Origin of the sequence: Blautia sp. DFI.3.45 (assembly GCF_020593505.1) — a bacterium.
GTDB classification, from domain to species: Bacteria; Bacillota; Clostridia; order Lachnospirales; family Lachnospiraceae; genus Blautia_A; species Blautia_A wexlerae.
The window spans coordinates 148,261-174,590 of record NZ_JAJDMI010000001.1 but is presented as its reverse complement, the minus strand read 5'-3'; the positions used below and the strand labels follow the sequence as shown (position 1 = coordinate 174,590).

Sequence of the window (26,330 nt, the reverse complement as noted above, 5' to 3'; positions counted from 1 at the left end):
TTTGGCATATTCATGCCAAAACACCTCGCGGGATAGTGGTGTGTGAACAGTAACAATATTTATTCTCCTTTTTCCTCATCAGGATCTTCCTCTATCACAACATCCATGTGGATATTATTCTTTATCGCCTGGTCCACTGTGATATTTGCCAGATTTGTATGCTGATGCTTATCTGCCACCAGCATCTGGATCTCTACTGTTTTTCCTGTCTGAGCAGTGATGATGTCCTGAAGCTCTTTCTTCGCTTCCGAATTGTCCACATAGGACTGCCCCAGAAAATCCTGAAATTCCACATAAAGAACAGGTTCTCCTGTCTCACTGTTATACTTCGGAACAGATTTCTGAAGCATCTGTTTGAACATCCCTGTTGTCTGTCCTGTGATCACTCTCCAGCCTGCCACGATCTTCTGCAAATCTTCCGGTGCCGCTTTCGCCGGTGCTTTGTTTCCCGCCGGCTCCTGAACTGCCCCGGTTTCTGCCGGCATTTTCCCTGAACCCTGCTGCACGATCACCTGCTGTACCGGACGTTCATCCATCCGCTGTTCCAGCACACGCAGTCTGTCCAGAACAGAATCCAGATTAGTCTCCATTGCAGGACGGCACAACTTGATCAGTGCAATCTCCACGAGAACCCTTTTCTGGGTTGCATATCGGATCTGGTTGGACAAATCCGAAAAAATACGGATATACCGCATCAGCGTCTCCACATCCAGCATGGTGCTCTCTTCTTTCAGAAGCTTCATGTTGTCGGATGAGACATCGATCGCTTCCTCCGGATTCTCAGAAGTCTTAACGAGAAGAAGATTTCTCATATACCAGGTAAAATCTCCCACAAACTGGCTCAGTTCCCTGCCTCCTACGATCAGTTCCTCCAGGATATGAATGGAACCTGTCACATCTCCCCGGATCACTTTTCGCAAAAGCTTGCTAAACACTTCGGTGTCAACGGCTCCCAGAACCTCCAGAACTTTATCATAGGTAAGTTCCTGTCCAAGATAAAAAGCAATACACTGGTCGAGAAGGCTGAGCGCATCTCGCATGGAACCATCTCCCGCTTTCGCTACATATCGGACTGCTTTTTCCTCAGCTTCTACACCTTCAACTTTGAGCAGTTCATCCAGTCTGGCCGCGATAGTGTCTATGGTGATCCTGTGGAAATCATATCTCTGGCATCTGGATAAAATCGTAATCGGAATCTTGTGCGCCTCTGTAGTTGCCAGGATAAACATAACATAAGACGGTGGTTCCTCCAGTGTTTTCAGCAGGGCATTGAAGGCACCTGTGGAAAGCATATGAACCTCATCAATAATATATACTTTATATTTACCTTCTGTAGGGCGGTAAGAAACCTCTTCTCTGATCTCACGTATATTATCCACACCATTGTTGGATGCAGCATCGATCTCGATCACATTCATTGCAGTTCCTGCCTGGATTGCCTTGCACATGGCACATTCATTACAGGGGCTGCCATTTACGGGATGCTCACAGTTGACTGCCTTCGCCAGAATTTTGGCTACTGTTGTTTTACCGGTTCCTCTGGTGCCACAGAACAGATACGCATGGCCGATACGGTTATGCTTAATCTGATTTGTCAGAGTAGTCACTATGTGATCCTGACCTTTGACATCCGCGAAATTATCCGGTCTGAACTTTCTGTAAAGAGCAGTGTAACTCATGAGTAAACTCCTATCGTAACTATTCAGCACCCCCACTGTCAGCAGCGCGCCAAATAGTTATCTCTATCTTATTATCACAGCCGCCGCGGAAAAAATTCCCGCGGCGGTCTTTTTTACATCCATATCTTATATGAAAAAGTATCTGTCAGTCAAGTACTGTTTCACTTAATCAGTCACCAAAGCTGATACCGATCTGTTTGGCAGCAACTACAAGCTGATCTTTCGGCGATACCATCTTAAGCTTACCTGCACACTCTTCAAGAGGTACACGTTTAATTTTGCCGTTTACCACGCCGATCATGATGCCATATTCACCATCCATAATCGCCTGCGCTGCACCTGCACCGATTCTTGTGGAAAGAACGCGGTCATACGGACATGGTTCTCCGCCTCTCTGTGTATGTCCCGGAACTGTAACGCGGACTTCGCTTCCGATCTCTTTGTAGATCTGGTCAGCAATCTCATAGGAAACGGACGGATATTTCTTTGCTCGGGCTTCCAGTTTCTCTTTGTATTTCTTTTTAGGAAGTTCTGCGTCTTCTTTGGAAATCGCACCTTCTGCAACTGCAAGGATTGTGAAACGCTTGCCTGCTTTGGCACGTTTCTGGATTGCTGCGGTAACTTTTTTGATATCATATGGGATTTCAGGAATCAGGATGATATCCGCACCGCCTGCAACACCTGCATGAAGTGTCAGACTTCCTACCTTGTGTCCCATGATCTCTACGATAAATACACGTCCATGTGAAGATGCTGTCGTATGGATACAGTCAATGGCATTTGTGGCAATGTTTACCGCACTCTGGAAACCAAAGGTCATGTCTGTGCCATAGATGTCATTATCAATAGTCTTTGGAAGATGGATAATGTTCAGTCCTTCTTCTCTCAGAAGGTTTGCTGTCTTCTGTGTACCATTTCCGCCAAGGATCACAAGGCAGTCCAGGCAGAGTTTATAATAAGTCTGCTTCATTGCTTCAACCTTGTCCAGGCCATTCTCATCCGGGACACGCATCAGTTTGAATGGCTGTCTGGATGTTCCGAGGATTGTGCCGCCCTGTGTAAGGATTCCGGAAAAATCTTTGGATGTGAGCATACGGTATTTACCATAGATCAGTCCTTTATATCCATCATCAAATCCATAAACTTCCAGTTCATCCAAATTGTTACTCAGTCCCTTTACTACTCCTCGCATGGTAGCGTTAAGAGCCTGACAGTCACCGCCACTGGTAAGCATACCTATTCTTTTAATCATGATAGTATCCTCCATTTCTGTGTTTTAAGAATTATCCATATCCATACATACAAGACATGTTGTGTACTCTGGCATATCCATTTCCAGAATAAAGATAGTTTATTTCTGTTTATTATATAATATTTATCGTTTTCATACAATAGTGTTAGAAAAGTTTTAGTTACTATTCACGCACTACGTTCGTTACTGTTCACTCCGTTTGTTACTGTTCACTCCGTTCCCAGTAATAAGTTTTACTATAATGATTCACTATTGACAAAACAGCCTCCTGCCTATATAATCAGAAATGCGCAGCCGGGGAGATAGCGGTGCCCTGTACCTGCAATCCGCTACAGCAGGGGTGATGCCAATCCGAGGCTTGTATCCTGTGGAGCTGCCCTCTATAAGTGGCGTTGACGTTTGGGTCTTACGCAACAGGAATCTGTGAACCGTGTCAGGACAGGAATGTAGCAGCACTAAGCAGAAGCTCTTGTGTGCCGTAAGGGTGCCTGGGCTGAGTTAACTGTAGAGGTAACGTCTGTGGGACCATTCCGAAGTGCGGCGCGCAAAAAAGAATATTCATGATGCAGGTCATCATATAAAAAAGCATTCAGAATTTTATCTGTTGATAATTTTCTGAATGCTTTTCTTATTTTTGTGGTTTACAAAAGTCCATATATTAACAGAAGCAGGAAAGAGCCTTATACAATTTCCATCAGATAAAGAATAATTAATCCTCTACTGCCTGTACCTGACTTTTGTTCTTATATTTCTTCATTACATGAAAATAATAAGGAATCAGTGGGATCAGTGCGGCGATCCATGCGGTCGGGTCAGCCATACAGACACCGGCAAAGGAAGTATGTCCCGCAATCAATACGACAATTCCGGTTCTCGCCACCAGTTCAAATACCCCGCCAAGCATTGGTACAAGTCCATATCCCATTCCCTGCAGAGTATTTCGATAGAGGAAAATACTTCCAAGAAACGGATATGCCCAGAATACTGTCCGGAAATAAGTAACAGACACATTTACTACGTCCTGTTCCGATGGATCTACGAAAAGATATGTCAGATATTTTCCGAAGAAAAACATCAGGAACATAACAAAAACGCTCCATCCCAGGACCATCATCTGCGTGTAACGGACTCCCTGTTTCACACGATCCATTTTTCCTGCGCCCCTGTTCTGACCTACATAGGTTGCTATAGTTGCACCGAAGGCTGTAAATACTGTGGCAAAAATATTCTGGATCTTACCGGCAGCAGAGAATCCGGCCATATGTACAGGTCCGTAAATATTGACCGCGCTCTGTACAATAATGGTTCCGATTGCTGTAATCGAAAACTGCAGTCCCATAGGAATTCCAAGCTTCAGAAGTCTGCCAAAACTGTCCCAGCATATCTCAAAATCCTTCCGTTCCAGATGAAGGATCGGAAATCTTTTTACAATATAAATCAGGCAGCACACTGCCGAAATTCCCTGTGCGATCACTGTGGCATATCCGCATCCTTCTACACCCATTCCAAAGGCTACAATAAAAACTACATCCAGAATAACATTGATCACAGCCGAAATGATCAGGAAATACAATGGCGACTTGGAGTCACCCAGCGCACGCAGGAAAGCCGCAAGTGCATTATATGCACCTGTGATAATAAGACCTGCATAAATAATTCCCATATATGCAGTTACATCACCAAATACCTCTTCCGGCGAATTCATCAGATGCAGGATTGGTTTGTTCGCAAGACTGAATCCTATGGTCATGACAATGGAAAATGCAGCCATAAGGTAAATGGACATGGCAACATAATGGCGCATCCTGTCAAACTTTTTCGCTCCGAACATCTGGGCTACGATAATCGCAAATCCACTGCTGAGTCCATTCAGCCAGCCGGTCACAAAAAACATCAGTGAACCGGTGCTTCCGATAGCTGCAAGCGCATTTACTCCGATAAATTTTCCGGCAACAATGGAATCTGCAATATTATAAAACTGCTGAAAAAGATTTCCCAGGCACATTGGGATCATAAATTTTATTATCAGACTCACCGGACTGCCGACGGTCATGTCGTTTGTTGTATCTTTTTTCATTCTTTTTATTCGCCTCTTTTTATTTCTGCCTGTAACATTAATCCTGTTACTTCTATTACTTTTATTACTCCTATTGCCTTTAAGATTCTTCCTGTTTTTGTCTGTCTTTTACTTTTATTGTTCCGGTTCTCCCTCCGGATTTTCCTGTGCAGCTTTAAGGGCTGCCTTTTCCTGCTTCTTTTTCTCACGAAGCTTTCTGAAAAACTCAGACAACATAGAAGAACATTCCTCTTCCAGAACTCCCTGTATAATCTTTACCTGATGATTAAATCCATCCACCTGCAAAAGATTCATCACAGAACCTGCGCAGCCCGCTTTGGCATTCATACAGCCGATCACTACTTCATCTATTCTGGACTGGACAAGTGCCCCGGAGCACATCTGGCATGGTTCCAGCGTCACATACATAGTGCATCCCTCCAGCCGCCAGTCTCCAAGTTTTTTACTGGCTTTGCGGATTGCATTCAGTTCTGCATGGGAGAGTGTATTTTTATCTGTGTTTCTTCTGTTATATCCACGTGCGATGATCTTACCCTCATGCACGATCACACAGCCGATTGGCACTTCTTCCAGAGCTTCTGCCTTCTTCGCCTGACGGATAGCTTCTTTCATAAAACGTTCCTGATCTGTCAACTTTTCTTTTCCTTTCTGCTGTTGCATCACTACCAGAATAGCAAAAAGAAAGCCTGAAAACCAATTGGTTTCAGACTTCCTATGCGTAGTCGAAGCGACGGGATTCGAACCCACGACCTCTGCGTCCCGAACGCAGCGCTCTACCAAACTGAGCCACGCTTCGTCAATGCAAGTGCTATTATATTAATAAAATCGCAGTTTGTCAATAGATTTTTTCAAATTTTTTTAATTTTTTCGAATATTTTCTTCTGATGGTCATATACATTATTGAATCTGGTTTTACGGAGGAAGGATTTTGGCTGGATATCGGCGTTTTATCGCATATGTATATGACTATGAAAGCGGAAAGAAAGGCAGCAATTGCGGATTTATTAAAGTTGAAGTAAAAGATCAGCAATGTTCTGTTGAGATTCATCTGCATTGTCCGGGGCTGCCTGAAAATGTAAAATGCAATATTTATGGATTTACACGAAAGGATGGCCTGATCAACGGAATTCTTCTGGATACCTGCGAGACAGAAAAAGAAACTGTAGAATGCCTGATCATAACAGATGCAACAGATATGAATGACTCCGGCGTTGCAATGGGTAAGTTGGGCGGAATGATCATTACTTCAGATACTGGCGGATTCTTTGGTACTGAATGGGACGATCAGCCTATACGTCCGGAGAATTTCCATGAAATAAAAACTATGCCTGACGCAGATATTCCTGAATCTGCGAAAATCACTTCACAGAAACCCGAAGTTCCGGCAGATATGGTATTACAGGAAATGCCCGAAGAACTTGAAGATATTTCAGAAAAACCCGAAGATACCTCGCTTACAAAAGTTCCTGACGATTCTTTATCAATTGAACCGTCTGCCAACATTCCGGCTCAGGGAACATCTGATAACAAGCCAGGAACAGAGTCATCCTATATCTCAGATAATACTGTTGAAGATTCCAATAGTTCTGAAAATGCCGGCAATCCTGTCCCGGAAAGAAATGCAGAAAACAGAAAAACCTCTGCCGAATTTTCCCCCTTCTCCGATGGCGAACTGATTTCTGCATGGAAGATACACCTTGATGACCTGAAGCATTTTCCGCGGTATTACTGTGCACTGCGCAATAACCGTTTTCTCCAGTATGGGCATTATAATTTCGGATATTTGCTTTTAGGACAAAGAAATAACGGACAGTATATCCTCGGCGTTCCCGGCGTTTATAATCAGCAGGAACGCTTTATGGCAAATATGTTTGGCTTTCCTTACTTCAAAGAAAGCAGCTATATAGAGATTCCAAAAATGCGCGGCGGTTACTGGTATCGTTTAATCGATGCCCCGGATTCCCACAGATAAAATCGTCTTTTGAAGAATCTTCTGAAAATTCTGAAGTTCTTCAAAAGTATAGCTTCCATATCCAGGCCTGAGGACTCCATCTGAGTCCTTATAAGCCTGCAGATAATATTCTTTCGCTCCTGCCAGCCACCCGGCGATTTCTTCAAAATCCTTTTGCGTATGCAGTTCCCGTACTACTGTTGTTCTGAATTCATAGTCCAGATTCCCATGCAGCAGAAAATCTGCTGTCTCAAAAATACTGTCCATATCAGGCTTTTCTATTCCGGTCAGATTTCCATAGTTATCCGGACAGGCTTTGATATCCATAGCTACTTTATCGATCAGTCCGGCTTCTGCCAGATGTTTTACAATCTTCGGACGCGAGCCATTGGTGTCCAGTTTAACAGCATAGCCCAGCTCTTTGATTTTTCCCAGAAATTCCTCCAGACCATCTGACAGTGTAGGTTCCCCTCCTGAAATGCAGACCCCGTCCAGAATCCCCTTTCTTTTTTTCAAAAAAGTCAAAAGTTCCTCCTGACTGTAATTCGGCTGTTCTCCGGGAGCCACAACCAATATACCATTCTGACAGAACGGACAGCGGAAATTGCATCCACCCAGAAATATAGTACTGGCTACCTTTCCCGGATAGTCCAGCAATGTCGTTTTATTAAAGCCACAGATTCTCATTGTTTATCTCCATTCCAATTATATTTTACCGTATATAAATCTGATATATCATTTTATCATCAGGCATCTGAATCCTCAAGTTAAACCACCTATGTTATAGCAATCCGGACAAAAATCCGAAAAAAAGAACCCTGTTTTACCAGAGTTCTTAATCACATTATTGTTTTGTTATCAGTTCAACTGATAAACCTCAGCAGACTGAAGTCCGAAGCTTAATGCTTCTGAATGGCTGTCACAATAAATATCAACATGTCCATAAGGTGTTCCCAGATCCTCTACTGTGTATACATTTCCGTTGATCAGAAGCTGTGTTCCAAAGGGTACTCCCGCCATAGCCACAGTACGTCCTGCTGTCGGAACTGTTCCGCTGGCTGTCAGGTTACCTGCTGTACCGCAGCACTGTGCACAGTTGCAATATGCAGTCAGTGTAAAGTTGCCAAGGTATTTTCCCTGACCGGAAGAACTGTCTGAGGATGCCTGGCTGTCAGATGTATCTTCTGATTCATTGCTGTCAGAGTCTCCCTCATAGAAATCTGCATCGTTCTCTTCGTATGTATCTTCATCATCAGAATCCCCTGAATCTTCAGAAGTATCCTCAGATTCTTCAGTCTCCGAAGAATCCTGACTGTCCGAAGAGTCTTCCTCATAGGAATCTGTATCTTCTTCATAATCATCAGAACTCTCTTCTGCATCCTGTTCCTGTGCCGCTGCCGCCTCTGCTTCGGCCTGTGCCTGCGCTGCCTCTCTGGCTGCTTTTTCCTCTTCTGCCTGCTGTACAAGCTGAGCAATGCTGTTATCTGCATTGTTGATTTCTGCAGTCAGTGCTGCTGCTTCTTCCTGGCTTGCGCTGATCTGGCTTACATAGGAAGATATGTTATCACTTGTGCTTGCTGCAAGATTCTGAACCTCCTGCTGTTTGGCCGCCCTCTCTTCAAGAAGCTGATCAATAGCAGCCTTCTCTTCCTCAGCAGTTGTTTCCTGATCTTTGATAGTGTTCTGAAGGTTCTCGCATTTCTCCAGCATAGTCCTGTCATACTGGGAAATCTTCGCAACACTCTCTGCATTGTTGAGGAACTCAGAAAGATCCTTAGATGACAGCAAAGTCTCTAATGCAGATGTACCGCCATTCTCATACATATACTGGATGCGGAGCTTCATATCATCATATTGTTTATTTAATGCCTTCTTGGCTTTCTTTAATTCTGTGTGAAGCTGTTTCAGCTCATTCTCTTTCTCTCCGGCCTGTATGCTGAGTTCAGAAATTGCATTAGTCAGGTCTTCATACTGTGTATTCAAATCAGACAGATAGTTCTCCAGCTCCTGCTTCTTGCTCTGAAGGCTGTCAATATTCGCCTGTGTCTGGGCAAGTCCGGCTTCTGCCTGCTGTTTCTGAGCCTGCATATCAGCAATCGCATCTTCTGTTGCATATGCAGTTGTTCCCATGGAAAAAGTAAGCATTCCGGCCAACAGTAATGAAAAAACTTTTTTCTTCATAAATTAATCACCTTTCTCGTTAATCTGAAACCCAGTATATCATATTTCGTAAAAAAATCAACACTTTTTATTAATTTATGTAATAATTATGTAACATTTTGTCGCTGTTTACTCCGTTCTCAGTAACACGCTTCGCGATGCACAGACTTTATGCTAATCGCATAAAGTCGCGCAGTATGTCTCGGGTTTTCTGTGACCTTCGCTCACAAAAAACACCTCGCGGGATACTGTCAGTGAACAGTAACAACATTTTATCTTCACTAATGCTCAGCAAAAAACAGGCACTGCCCCTTTTTCAGAGACAGTGCCTGTGCATCTTCTTATTTGTTTACAGTGCTTTATTCACCGGTTATTCCGCTTCTGCAGCTTCTTCCGGTTCCGCATCCATAACTTCCTGGAACTTGTCCAGAATGATCGTCTGGATCCTGTCACGTGTTGCAGAATTGATCGGATGTGCAATATCACGATATTCTCCGTCTGTTGCCTTACGGCTTGGCATAGCGATAAATAACCCTTTTTCTCCTTCAATCACCTTGATATCATGTACTACAAATTCATCATCGATCGTTATGGAAACAACCGCTTTCATCTTTCCTTCTTTTGCTACCTTCCTCACACGCACGTCAGTAATATTCATGATACAAATTTACTCCTTTCGATTTACCGAATCTATCCGGCTGTTTTATTTACAGTATATATCTGTCATTTTTCTCCACGACGATCTTCACTTCACCGTCGCCGCAGTAATACGAATTTGCACGAATAGTATCCCGGCTTTCAACAATGCAGTTCTCAATATGAGTATTATCTCCCAGATATACATTGTTTAAAATCACAGAGTTCTTGATCACGCAGTTATTTCCTACAAATACGTCTTTAAAAAGAACGGAATTCTCCACCGTACCATTGATAATACATCCACTGGCAACCAGGCTGTTCTTCACCTGTGCTCCCGGATTGTATTTTGCAGGAGGCAGATCATCAATCTTTGTCTTAATTGTCGGTTCCTGTTTGAAGAAATAGTTTCTGATCTCCGGTTTCAGGAAATCCATATTTGTCTTATAATATGCTTCTGCTGTGGAGATATTGCTCCAGTATGTGTCAATCTTATATCCATAGATTCTCTTAAGATTCTTGTAGCGGATCAGAATATCCTTTACAAAATCATGTCTGCCTTCCAGCGCAGCTCTCTCGATCAGCTCGATCAGCTGTCTTCTTCGGATAACATAGATACCTGTTGAAATTGTATTATAAGAAGAAACCATTGGCTTCTCTTCAAATTCCTCAATCCTGCAGTCCTCATTCATACGGAGAACACCAAATCTCTCAATCTCACTGGGATTATCGCAGGTAGTGCATACTACCGTAACATCTGCACGTTTCGCAATATGATATTCAAGAACCTTGTTGTAATCCATCTTATAAACGCAGTCGCCGGATGCGATCACTACATATGGTTCATGACTGCTTTTAAGGAATTCCAGATTCTGATAAATAGCATCTGCTGTTCCCTGATACCACAGACTGTTCTCTTTTGTGATCGTAGGTGTAAATACAAAGAGACCACCCTGTTTTCTTCCGAAATCCCACCATTTGGAAGAGCTTAAATGTTCATTCAGAGAACGGGCATTGTACTGTGTCAGAACAGCAACTCTCTGAATATGAGAACTCGCCATGTTGCTCAGTGCGAAGTCGATACTTCTGTAGCTTCCGGCAATCGGCATTGCTGCGATTGCCCTCTTATTTGATAATTCTCTCATGCGGTTATTATTACCGCCAGCCAAAATAATACCTATCGCTCTCATTATTCGTCACCGTCCTTTGCTGTAATTACCTGTCCGCCGGCCAGCTCACCATCAGGATAATCCTCAGGAACAGTTATACCTGAGATTGCTGTATTCTTTCCGATCCTTACATTATCCGGGATCACGCTGCGTTCACCAACCGTAGCAATTCCAAATGCATAAACTGCAGGTTTCAGCACATTCGGTGCTTCCTCACCACATCCCAGTACAACATTATTTCCAATAGTAACATCCTCGGCAATAATAGCCTTATCCATCTGTACGCCCTCACCAATGGTAGAATTGCGCATGATAATGGAATCACGGATCACGCTGCCTTTTCCGATCACAACATTTGGTCCGATCACAGAATTATGTATTTCCCCGTAAATTTCTGCACCCTCACCGATCAGACATCTGTCTGTAACCGCATCTGCCGAAATATACTGAGGCGGGATAATATCTCCCTTTGTGTAAATCTTCCAGAATTCTTCATAGAGATTAAATTCCGGAATAATATCGATCAGTTCCATATTGGCCTCCCAATAAGAACCCAGTGTTCCTACATCCTTCCAGTATCCATTGTATTCGTAGGCGAAAAGTCTTTCACCTTTCTCCTTGCAGTATGGAAGAACATGTTTGCCAAAATCACAGCTGTTCTGATCCTTCAGAGACATCAGTGCTTCCTTTAAAGCAGGCCAGCTGAAAATATAAATTCCCATGGACGCCAGATTGCTGCTTGGATGCTCCGGTTTCTCCTCAAACTCCGTAATGCGTCCTATGTCATCTGTTACCATGATACCAAAACGGCTTGCTTCCTCAATAGGTACCGGCATACAGGCAATCGTCACATCCGCTTTATTCGCTTTATGGAAATCAAGCATTACTTCATAATCCATCTTATAGATATGGTCACCGGATAAGATCAGGACATAATCCGGATTATACTGTTCCATGTAATCCATATTCTGGAAGATTGCATTGGCTGTTCCTGTGTACCACTCACTGCTGGTACTCTTCTCGTAAGGCGGCAGTACTGTTACACCACCTTCGTTTCTGTCAAGATCCCATGGAATACCAATTCCGATATGTGTATTAAGTCGCAATGGCTGATACTGTGTCAATACACCTACTGTATCGATGCCTGAATTAATACAGTTACTTAAAGGAAAATCTATGATACGATATTTCCCGCCAAAAGCAACTGCAGGTTTCGCTACTTTTTCTGTCAGTACACCCAGTCTGCTGCCCTGACCGCCGGCCAGAAGCATAGCTATCATTTCTTTCTTAATCATGCAATCACCTCTTGTTGTAGTTATGGTAACTATTCGTCAGTCTGCTGTTTCGCGAGGCACTGAACAGTTACAGGTTATGATTATTTAATTATAACACACTTTTATCTGTTAGTGAACATTATTTACAATTTTTGTTTCTCTTTTTTTGTTTTTTTATGATTTTTGCACACGTTTTTTATTGAGTCTGTATTTCCACCGATATATTATTAGGCATTTTTCATATATCCAATGTCGTTTTTTGTAATTTTTTATCAACCAAAAGAAGTCCTTTTCATTTTAAGGCACAGGGAGTATAATAAACAGACAGATAAAACAGTTCCAGTAACTATGCGAATATGTTACAGTTACCGGATTTATAAAGATTTGTAAATAATTAATCAAGGAGAACATACTATGTATCAGATAGATTTTCACAAACCACTTCATATACATTTTATCGGTATCGGCGGCATCAGCATGAGCGGACTGGCCGAGATTCTTCTCGGCGAGGATTTTGTCATTTCCGGTTCCGATTCCAAATCCAGTCCTCTTACGCAGGCACTGGAGAAAAAGGGAGCCACCATCTATTACGGACAGCGTGCCACAAACATTACCGATGACGTAGATGTTGTGGTATATACCGCAGCTATCCATCCTGACAACCCGGAATTTGCCTGTGCAAAGGAAAAAGGACTTCCAATGCTCACACGTGCAGAGCTTCTCGGACAGATCATGAGGAATTATGATACTCCTGTTGCCATTTCCGGAACTCATGGAAAAACAACCACGACATCTATGGTATCTCACATTCTTCTTGCAGGAGACTGTGACCCGACCATCAGTGTGGGAGGTATTCTTCCTGCTATCGGCGGAAACATCCGCGTAGGCAATTCTGAGACTTTTGTCACAGAAGCCTGCGAATACACAAACAGCTTTCTGAGCTTTTTCCCGAAGATCAGTATTATCCTGAATATGGATGCAGACCATCTGGATTTCTTTAAGGATATTGACGATATCCGTCATTCCTTCCGCCGCTTTGCAGAGCTTCTTCCTGCTGACGGTACACTGATCATCAATGCAGATACTCCGAAATATGAAGATATCATCCGGGATCTTCCATGTAATGTGATCACTTATGGTCTGGAACATGATGCAGATTATCAGGCAGCAGATATCACTTATGACAAATATGGACATGCTTCCTTCTCCGTTCTGCGCAATGGCGTTAAGGTTGGCAGCTATTATTTGAAAGTGCCGGGCATCCACAATGTTTCCAATGCACTGGCAGCAATTGCCCTCGGTCATCTTCTTGGTCTTTCCGAAGAAGTGATCATCAAGGGACTTGGAAGTTTCACAGGAACAGACCGCCGTTTCCAGTATAAAGGAGAAGTTGCAGGGGTTACGATCGTAGACGATTATGCACATCATCCTACAGAAATTGAAGCAACTCTTCATGCCGCACACAATTATCCCCATAAGAAATTATGGTGTGTATTCCAGCCACATACATATACCCGTACCAAAGCTCTGCTTCCGGAGTTTGCCAAAGCACTCAGCCTGGCAGATCATGTGGTAGTTGCGGATATTTATGCAGCAAGAGAAACCGATACTCTTGGAATTTCTTCAGAGGATCTGCAGAAGCGTATCCAGGAACTTGGAACGCCATGCGAATATTTCCCGACCTTTGATGAGATTGAGAATTATCTTCTCGCAAACTGCCAGGAGGGAGATCTGCTCATCACCATGGGAGCCGGAGATGTTGTAAATATCGGGGAACATCTGCTGGGCAAATAATATTTCTCACGGATAACTTCCTATTATAACAGACAGTTGTCAGACAGTTATTTGCAATCCGCTGCCAGACATAGATATCAGCAATTTACACAGGACAATTCGGAAAATAATTTTTCAGAATTGTCCTGTTTTTTACAACCGCCCAACTTATAGCACTTATAGCAACAGAAGATACTGAACACTTGTGTCTCTGTCGACAATTTCCATTAAAAAGTTATAAACATTTTATCCCCCTCAGTTCTTCCTTTATTTATAACAGTTCAGATCACTTATCCACATTTTCCACATCGTTATACACATTTTCATCTGCCTGCATATGTGGATGTATATGTGCATAAATCACTTAACATAATTCGACATTATTCGTCCCCGTAATACTCCGTTTTTCCCTGAAATTCAACATTTTTCAGGTTTCCAATAATATATACCACATTTCACCTTTCCACATTATCCACATTATCCACATTCAAATGTGGATGAAATCTTCGACAAAAATCCCCTATTCTCTTTTAAAAAATATTGTGCTATAATTCATAGATATCAAGTCAGAGGAAAAATATCTTTTTTTACTCTGACATCTTATTATTATGAGAATTGTGGGAGCTGCTTTGCAGCGGAGCAATTCGTGGATATCAGGTTAGGGGCAAAATACCTTTTGACCCTAACATCTTATTATTATGAAAGAGAGTGGAAATTCATGGCTATGATCACTTTACAGAATTCCCGCAATGCGGAAGTAACTGTATTAACCAACAATTTCATAGACAACTATATGCCTGGGGCCAATGGAGAATTTGTGAAAGTATATATCTATCTTCTGAGGCTTCTTTCTGACACCTCTGTACCCTTCAGTCTGGAGCAGATGGCTGATCATTTCTTCTGTACAGAACGTGACATTATCCGCGCTCTGAAATACTGGGAGAAAGAAAAACTCCTTACTTTAACCTACAGAAATAACGAAGATATAGCAGATATCATATTGAATGTACCACCTGTAAAATCTGCTGCTTCCGACACAACTGTTTCGGCAGCCCCTGTCACAAAAACAGAACCCCAGACTTCTTCTGCGCCGGCACAGCCTGTGAAGCAGACCACCAGATCAGCCACTGCACTGTCTCCTGACCGTGTAAAAGAATTAAAGCAAAATGATGAGATCGTACAGCTCCTCTATATCGCAGAACAGTATCTCGGCAAAACGCTCACTCCTACCGAGATGAAAAAGATCCTGTTTTTCTATGATGAGCTGAAATTCTCGCCTGATCTGATCGAGTACCTGATCGAATACAGTGTCAGCCGCGGGCATAAGAGTATGCGTTACATAGAAACCGTTGCTCTTGCCTGGGCAGATGAGGGAATCACCACTGTCACCATGGCAAAAGAGGCAAATTCCCGTTATGCCAAAGAATACTTTACTATTTTTAAATCAATGGGAATCAGCGGACGAAATCCGGTAGATACAGAGATTTCTCTTATGAACACCTGGCTGAATGATTATGGTTTTACCATGGATATCATCCAGGAAGCCTGCAGCCGTACAGTTCTCTCTACCGGACAGCCAAGTTTCCAGTATGCAGATAAAATCCTTTCCGGATGGAAAGATAAAAATGTCCGTACACTTGCAGATGTCCGGCTCCTCGATGCTCAGCATCAGCGCCAGAAGCTGGAAAAGAATACCCAGCGAAAAGCAGCTTCCAAACCGGCTGCATCAAACCGGTTTAACAATTTCCATCAGCGACAGTACGACTTTAACGAATATGAAAAGAAATTACTGAATCAGTAACGGCAGTGACATAATCGTCTGAAAGTCACTGAACAGCTACAAAAAAACAAACGAAAGGGTGTGAAGTCATGCCTTTACAGAATTATCAGTATGATACGATCATGCGGGAATACAGCAAGACCCAGTCTCAGAACAGACGTATTCTGGAGGAGCGTACTCAGGAGATTTATAAAAAAATCCCGCGCATCCACGAAATAGATGAAGAGGTTGCCACCTTAAGCGCCAAAAAAGCAAGAGCACTCTTAAGCGGAGAATCATCAGGTCTTGAGGACCTTAAAGCTGCAATCTCTCTTCTGTCCCAGGAGCGCAATGCCCTGCTGGTATGTAACTCATATCCGGAGGATTATCTGGAACTTCCATATAAGTGTCCGGTCTGTCAGGATACCGGTTACGTCGGAAGCCAAAAATGTACCTGTTTTAAGAAAGCAGAGATAGAACTGCTCTATACGCAGTCCAATTTAAAAGAAATTCTCAAAAAAGAAAACTTTGACCACTTTTCTTTTGATTATTATTCTGATACAATGAAGAATGAAGCTACCGGACTGACAGAAAGAGAGACGGCCCGGAGAGCTTATGATATTGCCAGAGGTTTTGTGAGAAATTTTGACAGTTCCTTTGAGAATCTGTTTCTTTACGGTGATACCGGTGTGGGTAAGACTTTTCTTTCTCACTGTATTGCTCATGATCTTCTGGAATCAGCACATTGCGTTATGTACTTTTCCGCATTTGATCTGTTTGAACTGCTGGCAGACTCCAAATTCTCCAGAGATAAAACAGAAGGACAGGAATTTGTATTTGACAGCGATCTGCTGATCATCGACGACCTGGGAACTGAACTTACAAACAGCTTTGTCTCTTCCCAGTTGTTTTTGTGCATAAATGAACGCATCATGCGCAGGAAGTCTACGATCATATCAACAAATCTGAAACTGGAAAATTTCTCGGATACTTATTCCGAACGAACCTTTTCGAGAATCGCCAGCAACTACCGTATGGTGAAGCTGGAAGGAAAGGATATCCGTATACAGAAAATTTTTTTAGGAGGAAAATAAAACATGGCACAGGCAACAACTAAAGATTTAACTACACTTCCGGTGGGCAGACTTGGTCTGATCCCCCTGATCAGCTGTAAGGATCTGGGTGAAAAAGTAAATGAATGGCTGATACAGTGGCGTAAAGAGCGCAGCCACGAAGAGCTTGATTCTTTTGCATTTGAGGGTTATCAGAGAGAGTCCTATCTGATACCGGTCCAGACAGCACGTTTCGGTTCCGGTGAGGCGAAATGTACGATCATGGAATCTGTACGTGGTGACGATATCTATCTGATGGTTGATGTATGTAACTACAGTCTTACCTACAGCATCGGACCATACGAGAATCTTATGTCTCCTGATGACCATTTTCAGGATCTGAAACGTGTGATCGGCGCAATCGGCGGCAAAGCCCGCAGAGTAAACGTGATCATGCCTTATCTGTACGAAAGCCGCCAGAATATCCGCAGCGGCAGAGAATCCCTGGACTGTGCAACAGCACTTCAGGAGCTTGTAAGTATGGGTGTGGAAAACATCATCACTTTTGACGCACATGACGCGCGCGTGCAGAATGCAACACCTCTGCATGGATTTGAGACTATACAGCCATCCTATCAGTTTATCAAAGCTCTTCTCAATCATGAGAAAGGACTTCACATCGACAACGATCATTTCATGATCATCAGCCCTGATGAGGGAAGCATGAACCGCGCAATCTATCTTGCCAATATCCTTGGTGTTGATATGGGTATGTATTACAAACGTCTGGATTACTCCAAGAGAATCAATGGACGTCACCCAATCGCAGCTTACGAATTCCTCGGTCCAAACCTTAAGGGCAAAGATATGATCCTGATCGATGATATGATTTCTTCCGGTGATACAGTTCTTAAGATTTCTTCTCTCCTCAAGGAAAGAGGAGCAGGCAGAATTTATATCTGCTCTACTTTCGGACTGTTTACAAACGGACTCGAGAAATTTGATGAGGCTCATAAGGCAGGAGTGTTTGACAAACTGCTCACTACAAACCTAATCTATCAGTCTCCTGAGCTTCTTGCAAAAGATTACTACATTTCCTGTGATATGAGTAAATATATCGCCCTGATCATTGATACTCTTAATCATGATCAGTCCGTAAGCTATCTGCTCAACCCGGTTGACAGGATCAACCGCTGCGTAAGCAATTATATGGCTCAGTATGATGAGAAATAAATAACTTCTGTAAAATTTATAAAAAGAGATTTCATGTTCTGTTCCGGCTGTTTCATCCGAAATTCCTGCAGTACATGAAATCTCTCTTTTTGTTATATATAATGCAATCCACTCTTCTATGCGGCCCTACACTGAATAACTGCTTCGCAGTCTGATTAAAATTCAGGAAATAATTTGCTTCCCATAAGGGATTCCCTCTCTGTCCAGAAGTTCCATCTCGCGTTTACTGCAGGTACTGATGATAACCTGCTTTTTCTCCTTATACATCCATTCAAGAACTGCCTCAAGATCTTCTTCCTCATACATCCCAAAGATATCATCCAGTATCACCGGCAGACTTTCTTCCTGACACAGAAGCTCTCCTGCAGCCATGCGCATGGCAAAATAAATCAGCTCCAGAGTGCCGCGGCTGAGACATTCCAGTGCTTCCGCTCCGTTCCCGGTAGTTACTGTCATGTGGGATGCCGCATCCATCTGTACGTCCTGATATTCACCATCTGTAATCTCACTCAAAATCTGAGAAGTACGTATCTGCAGCTTTCGTCCCACCTGAAGATGAATATTTCCTGACATTCTCTCTATGGTTTCCATCGCCATATTCAGAGCCTGTACTTCCCGCTCTTCCGATGTAAGCAGAAAAGAATTTTCTTCGTATTCCCGGTATTCTTCCTTAAGGTTACAAAGTTCTGTTTCTTTCTCATCATAGTCCTGTCTGAGATTTTCTTTACTGCATCTGAGTTTCTCCTGCCTGGATACCCAACGTTTCTTCATCCGTATTCTCTTCTGAAATTCCCTTGCATACTTCAGCTGCTGTTTTCCACAAAATCCCACCAACGCAGCTGCAATAACCGCTACGATCAGACTTACCGAAACACTGTCCGCTATAATCGCAGTCAAAATCAATCCAAAGATGCCGGCAGCGGCCGATATCAGCATTCCCATTGCAAAGCTGTTTCTTTTTGCCTTTGCCTGTGCCATTCTCTCATCCAGAATAACCGCACCATTTTCATCTCCGGGATGCATCCGTAACGACTCCTCTTTCTCATTAATCTGATCCAGCTTTCCATTCAGATCATTCAGATCACTTATGATATCATCCATCCTGGTCAGAAGTTTCTGCCTCTCCTGTTCTGTCTCTTTCTGTTTTCTGTCTGCCTGTACCAGATAACCCTTTCTGGACATCTTGAGCATCTGCATGGCCCGTCCCAGATCCATGGAGCTGTCTGCAGTTCCCTGATAGCCGGTCATAAATTTTTGCAGCTCCCGAGCCAGATCCTGTTCTGTCGGACTCTTTAACTTCGCAGCAAAAACTGCATTATCGTAGATTGCTTCACTGATATCTCCGAGAAACATATTTTTAATATACGTATGTACTATCGCTCTTTCGCTTTCATTCTCTCCATACAGAACGTTAATTCCCGGAGAAAACTCTAAAGTTTTATCATGGATTTCTCCAGAGTTTTTAATATTTAACTGTCTGATAATCATATTCTGTCTGTCACCTGCTTGTTTCCAGTAAAGCCTGAAGACCATAATATAATGCCTTCTCCTCCACTGCATTTCTGTCTTTTTCAAGAAAATAACTGATATAGTCACCAATCAGTGTTCCACTATATTTTTTTTGAAGTGCTTCCAGATCATAGGAAGGCTTTGATTCATCCAGAACCTCTGTTACGTAGCCAAAAGACTTCAGTCTCTCGGGAAGCAGCAGAAGCTCCGGTGCCCTGGTTCCCTGGATTACGATCCTGTAGATATTCATGCGTCCTTTATTCGCCAGATCCGCCTTCAACATATCCTCCAGAGATGCCTGTGTAGAATCTTCACGCAGCATCAGAAGAATCTGCTCATAGGAACGGCAGGCAAAAGGAACAAAATTTGTCTTAAGCCTTCCATTTTCCAGATGTCCTTCTATGTATCCATGATCACCCAGATCATTTCTGTCAACAGGCTCCAACGCACCTGCATAAGCTGCATTATCCCGGATCAGAATCTGGGGTTTATGAATATGTCCTAATGCAATATAATCAAATCCTGACGCAGCAATTGATTTGATATTCATGGGGATATGCTTCGCATCTCCACCATGAGCCAGTAAAATGTGAACCCCCTCTCCCTCTGCAGGATGTATGGAATCATACAGAGGATTCTCTATTTCCTGATGTTCATAGCTCAGTCCATATACATAAACATCCAGTTTCTCATCTTTCACACAGGTAAGCTGTTCATTCTTAAAAAATGTCACATTCTTTTCCCACTGAAAATCCCGGTAAAAAGAATCAGCCTTAATATAGTCATGATTTCCTGCCATCAGATAAACCCGGGTATCCGGGATGGTGGAAAACAGGTTATTTACTTCTTTCAGTTCCCGTAGAAGAGGCTGGCGGTGGAACAAATCTCCTGCTATAAATAACAAATCCACCGGATTCTCGCGGATACCCGCAATAACCCGGCGGAAAGTTTCCCAGATTTCTTCCTCCCGCCTGCTGCTCCATGGACAGCCCCTGTCAGGAACTGCACCAAGGTGTACATCTGCAAGATGAATAAATCTCATGCCAATCTCTCTTTCTATAACATTTTTGATATCTGCGGATTGCTCTGCAGCTTCAATGCTCCCACAATACTGATATCAGTCAAATTATAAATCACAGTTTTTAACAGTTCTTGGGAATGGAATTACGTCGCGGATGTTGCCCATGCCGGTAAGGTACATTACGCAACGTTCAAATCCAAGACCAAATCCTGAATGGCGTGTGGAACCATATTTACGAAGATCAAGATAGAAGTCATAATCCTCTTTCTTAAGTCCCAACTCGTCCATACGTTTCTCAAGTTTCTCAATGTCATCCTCTCTCTGGCTTCCACCGATGATCTCACCGATTCCAGGCACCAGACAGTCCATAGCTGCAACAGTCTTGTTATCCTCATTCATCTTCATGTAGAAAGCTTTGATCTCCTTCGGATAATCTGTTACAAATACAGGTTTCTTAAAGATTTCTTCTGTAAGATAACGTTCATGCTCTGTCTGCAGATCGCATCCCCAGAATACTTTGTAGTCAAATTTATCGTTGTTCTTCTCCAGAAGCTCTACTGCTTCTGTGTAAGTGACATGACCAAACTCAGAATTGATCACATGGTTCAGTCTGTCCAGAAGTCCCTTATCAACAAAAGAATTGAAGAAATTCATCTCTTCCGGTGCATTCTCCAGTACATAACGGATCACATATTTCAGCATTGCCTCTGCAAGATCCATGTTGTCATTTAAATCTGCAAATGCGCATTCCGGCTCGATCATCCAGAACTCTGCCGCATGACGGGTTGTGTTGGAATTCTCAGCGCGGAAGGTTGGTCCGAAAGTATAAACATTGCGGAATGCCTGTGCAAAAGTCTCGCAGTTTAACTGTCCGCTTACTGTCAGATTAGTTTCTTTTCCGAAGAAATCCTGAGAGTAATCTACAGCACCCTTGTCATCTGTCGGAACGTTGTTCATATCCAGAGTAGTTACCTGGAACATCTCACCTGCTCCTTCACAGTCGCTTCCTGTGATCAGCGGAGTATGCACATAAACAAATCCCTGCTCCTGGAAGAAACGGTGAATCGCATAGGCACACAGAGAACGTACACGAAATACTGCCTGGAATGTGTTTGTTCTCGGACGGAGATGTGTGATGGTTCTTAAGTATTCAAGACTGTGGCGTTTCTTCTGAAGCGGATAATCAGGTGCAGAATTACCCTCTACTGTAACTTCTGCTGCCTGGATCTCAAATGGCTGTTTTGCCTGTGGAGTTGCTACCAGTGTACCTTTGACAATGATCGCTGCACCTACGTTTAATTTGCTGATCTCAGCAAAGTTCTCCATTGTATCGTGATAAACTACCTGAAGAGTCTCAAAGAAGCTTCCGTCGTGAAGCACGATAAATCCAAATGTCTTGGAGTCACGTACGCTTCGTACCCATCCACCTACTGTAACCTCTTTATCCAGGTATTTTTCTCTCTCTTTGTAAATCTCTTTTACTGTTGTTAACTTCATATCTATGTTTCCTCTTTCTCCTCATCGTTCTGGTCTTACACAAAAAGACGAAACGCTGTTTCAGATAACAGCCGTCTCGCCTTTTAGTATAGACTATTCCCTGTTTTCACGCAAGGAGTAATCTGGTATTTAACTATGTTTTTTCTTTTGTCAGGTGTAGCAAAATCATGCTCTCTGCCATTTGGTCAGGCAGGCACTCTCAATGAATCCATACATTTTGCAAAAATACGCTTATATGTCCTTGTAGTATAGTGAAGCCCGTCATCTACCGTACCGGTTCCGTAATGATCACTGGCAAAGCTGTATCCTGTTGATTTCAGATAAGAATACATATCAATATAAGTATAAGCAGAAGACAGATTTGCTTTCATATACTGATTGAATGATCTGACTGCCGCCTCACTTCTGTCCGCTCTTCCCGCATTGGGAAGCATCAGACGATTCACCGGATTTACAGACATGAAGTACAGTTCACATCCTTTGCTTTTAAGCTGTGGTGCAATCCAGTTATAATACTCCGCATAATCTGCAGATTTTGACAAGTCGTTTACTCCAAAATTAAAGATCACTGCGGTTTTCTTTGAAAGAATACTGTTGGAATCGTGCTGTACTATGGAATAAAGCTGAGCCCATCCTGTAGTGGTAAACCAGTCCAGTCCCTTTCCTGCCGAGCAGACAAACTTCACATTTTTAGTCACAGATTCTCCCATTCCTGTCAGAACATTTTCCATAAATTCCGTACGGGAATCACCTACAAAAATCACCTGTTTATATTTATAGATATCTACCTGCGGAAGCTGATCCTCTGTAAGGTCTGTTTCCGTTGTTCTGTTAAATACCACTGCATAGAGATCCACATTTCCATTTACCGTGATTTTTTCTTCTGCCTCATACTGCGGAGAAACACTCTGCATCGGTTTTGTGGACCACCCCATAAAAGTATAACCTTCTGCATCCCTTACGCCCGGAAGAGAATAAGAACTTCCTTTTGCCAGAGTCGTTTTCTGCCAGGTGCTGCCGTCACATCTGTGAAAAGTCAGCTGTACTGCCTTCTTCTGTACCGCATAAAGAGTGATATTTTTGTTGACTGTACATTTCGCCTTTGCTGTTGCTTTCTCGGAATTTTTCTTACTTGACCATCCCTGATTAACATAACCGGTTCTTGCCGGTACTTTTGCAAAGGTAACAACCGTTCCCTCTTCTACTGTCTGAGTAAGTTTTTGATAAGCCGCATTAGTGCTTCCATTTCCCAGATAGTAGCTGACCGTATAATAATTACTCTTTCTGCGCACTGCATAGAACCGAGTTGCCTTTGTAATCTTTACTGTATCACCGGATGAATATTCCGGTTCTGTTTCTCCCTTTACAGTTGTCCAGCCCAGATTTGTATAACCCTTTACTTTCGGCACATCAGGCAGTGTCACTTTCTGATTTTTTGACGCATACATGGTGAGCGAAGTATAAATTTTGCTGGTACTTGTTCCATTATTGTTATTGAAAGTAACTGTGTAAGGCAATTTCTTATATACAGCATAGAAAGTCAGTGTTTTTGATATAGTCACATTCTGGCCTGCTTTATAGTCAGCTTTGGAGGCTTTTTTATTCTTTGACCATCCCAAAGACTGATATCCTGTCTTGACAGGCACCTGCGGTATTGTAACTGTAAGTCCTTTTCCGACTTTCTGATTCAGTCTGGTAAATTTACTGTTGCTTGCCCCCGTATTGGTCTTAAAATTCACCTGAAGTGCTGTACGGCGCACAATGTAAAAATCTGTGTCGCCGGTCACTGTAAATTCTGAATTCAGTTCATATTTTACAGCAGAACTTCCCTTTGTATCTGTCCATCCATAATTAATGTATTTAGATGATGGCATATCCGGAAGTATGACGTTTTTTGTCTCATATGCCTGCAGAATCCCATTGGAAAACACACTGGTTCCTGAATTATTATAAAGGGAAACCGTACATTTCTTTGGCATATAGAAGTTCAGGATGCCTTTTTCGAGAAACAGATTCCAGCTCTCGCCTTTCTTCAGAGTAAGAATATCTCCACCCTTCAGAGTGATCGCATCTCCAAGTTTTTCATTTTTTTCCAGTTTCCACATATCTGGTGCACCTGTATCCGGTACATTGGGAAGGATCAAAGATTCACCCCAGGACATCACTGTTCGCAGCTGTTCGCATTCATTTCCTTCTCCGTCTATAAACCGGAGCATTACCTCTTTCTCCGGATTAATCGTCGGCGTGGGAGATGGTGATGGTGTGACTGAAGGAGTCGGTGTTGAAGACGGCATCGGTGTGACCGAAGGAGTCGGTGTTTCTGTCAGTGCAGGTGTACCCTCCGGTGTCGAAGTCACTGTTGGTGTTGGTGACAGTTCCGATGCCATTACTTTCTCCGAATCAGAAGCTGCCGGCAAAGTATTTTCTGTATCAGTTATGCACGAATCTTCTTCCCCTGAACTGAAAATCTCTTCAAAACTGTCCGGAGTGCCGAACTCTGCTGCCTGTACGGGAACTGTTGCAGTGATCAGTGCCACAGTCAGAAACACACTTGCCAGACGCTTTCCTCTTTTGTGTCTTTTTCTGTACATATTTACCTCCATTTTGCAAAAACGTCCCAACATAAAATATGCGGGACGTTCTCTATGCATTCCCAATCATTCAAAAACATCTTCAGACTGCCCGGCTTTTGATCAGAACCGCCACAACCTGCTCATATGTAAATAATACCAGATTTGTCATCCTGCTATGTAAACACTGTTTTCTTATGGTTGAAAATATTCCTTATAATTTATTGATAAACCTCATAAATGCTTCTCTGCCTTCAGCAGTGCATTTATATACGCCGGCATCCTCAAGTACATGAACGAATACATTACCGACTTCTTTTCTGAGAACATCCTGAATGTTGTCTTTATCAAGGTTGTCATATTTCGGAAGGAATTCTGCAACCCACGCTGCATGTTTCTCAATCTTCTCATTGGAAGAAATGTCTTTTCCCTCCAGAATATATTCTGCCAGAAGTTCCAATTCTTCTTTTAATCTTGCCGGAAGTACGGCAAGTCCCATTACTTCGATCAGACCAATATTCTCTTTCTTGATATGGTGATACTCTGCATGCGGATGGTATACACCAAGAGGATGCTCATCAGTAGTAATGTTATTTCTAAGTGTGAGATCCAGTTCAAACATATCTCCGGATCTGCGGGCGATCGGTGTGATCGTATTGTGCGGTTCTCCATCAGTTTCAGCAAAGATAAACGCACTTTCGTCTGTATAACCTCTCCACGCTTCCAGAACATGTGTAGCAAGCTCTATCAGTCTCTTCTCATCCTTATGACGGATCCTTAAAACTGAAAGAGGCCATTTAACAATACCTGCTTCTACATCCTCATATCCCGGAATAGTCACATGTTTCTCGATCGGTGCTTTTGCCATTGCGAAAGTATAATGTCCGCCCTGGAAATGATCGTGACTTAAAATAGAACCGCCTACGATAGGCAGGTCTGCATTGGATCCCAGGAAGTAATGCGGGAAAAGTTTTACAAAATCAAAAAGTTTGATAAATGTATTCTTCTCAATCTTCATCGGAACATGCTGACTGTTAAAGACGATGCAATGCTCATTGTAATACACATATGGGGAATACTGAAATCCCCAGGGGCTGTCATTTACAGTGATAGGAATGATTCTGTGATTCTCTCTGGCAGGATGATTAACTCTTCCTGCATATCCTTCGTTCTCCGGGCAAAGAAGACATTTCGGATAACTGCTGGATTTTACAAGCTTGGCAGCAGCGATTGCCTTCGGATCTTTTTCCGGTTTGGAAAGATTGATGGTGATATCGATTTTACCATATTCACTGTCTACTGTCCATTTCTGATCTTTCTTTACACGATAACGACGAATATAATCGCTGTCCTGACTGAGTTTATAGAAGTAATCGGTTGCTTCCTGTGGATCTTTCTCATATCTGCTCCAGAACTCATTCTGTACCTGCGCCGGACGCGGCATCAGACAGTTCATAAGTCTGGTATCAAAAAGGTCTCTGTACACAACACTGTCTTCTATGAGATTTCTCTTCACAGCCTCATCCAGAAGTGCATTTAATACCTCTTCAAGATTGATATCCCTGTACTCTTCCTCAGGTTCCACATATTCGTCTTCTTTAAAGACATCCAGAAGAAGATTTATTGTATAATTCTTCTCGCAGGCCGGTGTAAGTCCTGTTTCTACTCCGTACTGTACTAATTTTTTAATGTTCTCATATAACATCTGTACGTTCCTC

At 42.8% G+C, this 26,330-nt stretch carries 19 protein-coding genes, 1 tRNA gene and 1 other RNA gene; 6 read left to right on the top strand and 15 right to left on the bottom strand.

Translation table 11 applies throughout. The features are described 5' to 3' along the window. Positions 1 to 59: 59 nt before the first annotated feature. Both dnaX and LJE09_RS00815 read right to left on the bottom strand, forming a co-directional pair. Positions 60 to 1,679, bottom strand: a complete 1,620-nt coding sequence (gene dnaX, locus LJE09_RS00820; RefSeq protein ID WP_055059435.1) for a DNA polymerase III subunit gamma/tau — start codon at positions 1,677 to 1,679, stop codon at positions 60 to 62. Positions 1,680 to 1,848: 169 nt separating this feature from the next. Then, the gene (locus LJE09_RS00815) at positions 1,849 to 2,931 is read right to left on the bottom strand and encodes a 6-phosphofructokinase (RefSeq protein ID WP_008706927.1); all 1,083 of its coding nucleotides are present in this window, start codon (positions 2,929 to 2,931) and stop codon (positions 1,849 to 1,851) included. A gap of 286 nt (positions 2,932 to 3,217) precedes the next feature. Between LJE09_RS00815 and ffs the strand changes: the two genes are divergently transcribed. Beyond that, positions 3,218 to 3,479: signal recognition particle sRNA large type (ffs, locus tag LJE09_RS00810), an RNA gene on the top strand. A 161-nt stretch (positions 3,480 to 3,640) separates the two neighbouring features. Here ffs and LJE09_RS00805 read toward each other — a convergent pair. The 3 genes from LJE09_RS00805 to LJE09_RS00795 all read right to left on the bottom strand — a co-directional run bounded on the left by LJE09_RS00805 (position 3,641) and on the right by LJE09_RS00795 (position 5,804). Beyond that, on the bottom strand, positions 3,641 to 5,008 hold the full coding sequence (locus LJE09_RS00805; protein WP_020993252.1) for an MATE family efflux transporter: 1,368 nt from the start codon (positions 5,006 to 5,008) through the stop codon (positions 3,641 to 3,643). Between the two features lie 114 nt (positions 5,009 to 5,122). Further along, entirely contained in the window at positions 5,123 to 5,641 is a 519-nt protein-coding gene (gene tadA, locus LJE09_RS00800) for a tRNA adenosine(34) deaminase TadA (protein ID WP_026649744.1), read from the bottom strand. An 89-nt stretch (positions 5,642 to 5,730) separates the two neighbouring features. Further along, a tRNA-Pro gene (locus LJE09_RS00795) sits at positions 5,731 to 5,804 on the bottom strand. Between the two features lie 132 nt (positions 5,805 to 5,936). Between LJE09_RS00795 and LJE09_RS00790 the strand changes: the two genes are divergently transcribed. After that, positions 5,937 to 6,980 carry a DUF6128 domain-containing protein gene (locus LJE09_RS00790; RefSeq protein WP_118593408.1) on the top strand — a complete coding sequence of 348 codons (1,044 nt, stop codon included), beginning with the start codon at positions 5,937 to 5,939 and terminating at the stop codon, positions 6,978 to 6,980. Here LJE09_RS00790 and LJE09_RS00785 read toward each other — a convergent pair. The 5 genes from LJE09_RS00785 to LJE09_RS00765 form a co-directional block, all read right to left on the bottom strand. Continuing rightward, positions 6,951 to 7,646, bottom strand: a complete 696-nt coding sequence (locus LJE09_RS00785) for an anaerobic ribonucleoside-triphosphate reductase activating protein (protein WP_118593407.1) — start codon at positions 7,644 to 7,646, stop codon at positions 6,951 to 6,953. The genes LJE09_RS00790 and LJE09_RS00785 overlap by 30 nt on opposite strands. A 171-nt stretch (positions 7,647 to 7,817) precedes the next feature. Next, entirely contained in the window at positions 7,818 to 9,140 is a 1,323-nt protein-coding gene (locus tag LJE09_RS00780; protein WP_118593406.1) for a PcsB-like coiled-coil domain-containing protein, read from the bottom strand. A 349-nt stretch (positions 9,141 to 9,489) separates the two neighbouring features. Beyond that, complete coding sequence (gene spoVG, locus LJE09_RS00775) at positions 9,490 to 9,777, bottom strand: septation regulator SpoVG (protein WP_055053372.1); 288 nt, start codon at positions 9,775 to 9,777, stop codon at positions 9,490 to 9,492. 49 nt (positions 9,778 to 9,826) lie between these two features. Beyond that, complete coding sequence (gene glgD, locus LJE09_RS00770) at positions 9,827 to 10,945, bottom strand: glucose-1-phosphate adenylyltransferase subunit GlgD (protein WP_008706942.1); 1,119 nt, start codon at positions 10,943 to 10,945, stop codon at positions 9,827 to 9,829. Next, a complete protein-coding gene (locus tag LJE09_RS00765) occupies positions 10,945 to 12,219 on the bottom strand; it encodes a glucose-1-phosphate adenylyltransferase (protein ID WP_008706943.1) in 1,275 nt (424 codons plus the stop codon). The genes glgD and LJE09_RS00765 overlap by 1 nt, the downstream gene beginning before the upstream one ends. A 393-nt stretch (positions 12,220 to 12,612) precedes the next feature. On the opposite strand from LJE09_RS00765, the gene murC reads away from it, so the two are divergent. The 4 genes from murC (at position 12,613) to LJE09_RS00745 (ending at position 18,015) form a co-directional block, all read left to right on the top strand. Beyond that, a complete protein-coding gene (gene murC / locus LJE09_RS00760; RefSeq protein WP_120062160.1) occupies positions 12,613 to 13,992 on the top strand; it encodes a UDP-N-acetylmuramate--L-alanine ligase in 1,380 nt (459 codons plus the stop codon). 697 nt (positions 13,993 to 14,689) lie between these two features. Next, on the top strand, positions 14,690 to 15,772 hold the full coding sequence (locus LJE09_RS00755) for a DnaD domain protein (protein ID WP_055053371.1): 1,083 nt from the start codon (positions 14,690 to 14,692) through the stop codon (positions 15,770 to 15,772). 68 nt (positions 15,773 to 15,840) lie between these two features. After that, positions 15,841 to 16,824: an ATP-binding protein gene (locus LJE09_RS00750; protein ID WP_008706949.1), complete on the top strand. Its 984-nt coding sequence runs from the start codon at positions 15,841 to 15,843 to the stop codon at positions 16,822 to 16,824. Between the two features lie 3 nt (positions 16,825 to 16,827). Then, positions 16,828 to 18,015, top strand: a complete 1,188-nt coding sequence (locus LJE09_RS00745; protein ID WP_008706950.1) for a ribose-phosphate pyrophosphokinase — start codon at positions 16,828 to 16,830, stop codon at positions 18,013 to 18,015. 162 nt (positions 18,016 to 18,177) lie between these two features. On the opposite strand, the gene LJE09_RS00740 is transcribed toward LJE09_RS00745, so the two are convergent. The 5 genes from LJE09_RS00740 to galT form a co-directional block, all read right to left on the bottom strand. After that, positions 18,178 to 19,548 carry a hypothetical protein gene (locus LJE09_RS00740; protein ID WP_020993256.1) on the bottom strand — a complete coding sequence of 457 codons (1,371 nt, stop codon included), beginning with the start codon at positions 19,546 to 19,548 and terminating at the stop codon, positions 18,178 to 18,180. Beyond that, positions 19,514 to 20,566: a metallophosphoesterase family protein gene (locus LJE09_RS00735; RefSeq protein ID WP_022380048.1), complete on the bottom strand. Its 1,053-nt coding sequence runs from the start codon at positions 20,564 to 20,566 to the stop codon at positions 19,514 to 19,516. The genes LJE09_RS00740 and LJE09_RS00735 overlap by 35 nt, the downstream gene beginning before the upstream one ends. An 84-nt stretch (positions 20,567 to 20,650) precedes the next feature. Further along, a complete protein-coding gene (gene asnS / locus LJE09_RS00730) occupies positions 20,651 to 22,042 on the bottom strand; it encodes an asparagine--tRNA ligase (protein WP_008706954.1) in 1,392 nt (463 codons plus the stop codon). 185 nt (positions 22,043 to 22,227) lie between these two features. Then, on the bottom strand, positions 22,228 to 24,633 hold the full coding sequence (locus LJE09_RS00725; RefSeq protein WP_227310905.1) for an InlB B-repeat-containing protein: 2,406 nt from the start codon (positions 24,631 to 24,633) through the stop codon (positions 22,228 to 22,230). Between the two features lie 193 nt (positions 24,634 to 24,826). Next, positions 24,827 to 26,317, bottom strand: coding sequence for a UDP-glucose--hexose-1-phosphate uridylyltransferase (gene galT, locus LJE09_RS00720; RefSeq protein WP_227310904.1), 1,491 nt, complete (start codon positions 26,315 to 26,317; stop codon positions 24,827 to 24,829). Positions 26,318 to 26,330 lie beyond the last annotated feature (13 nt).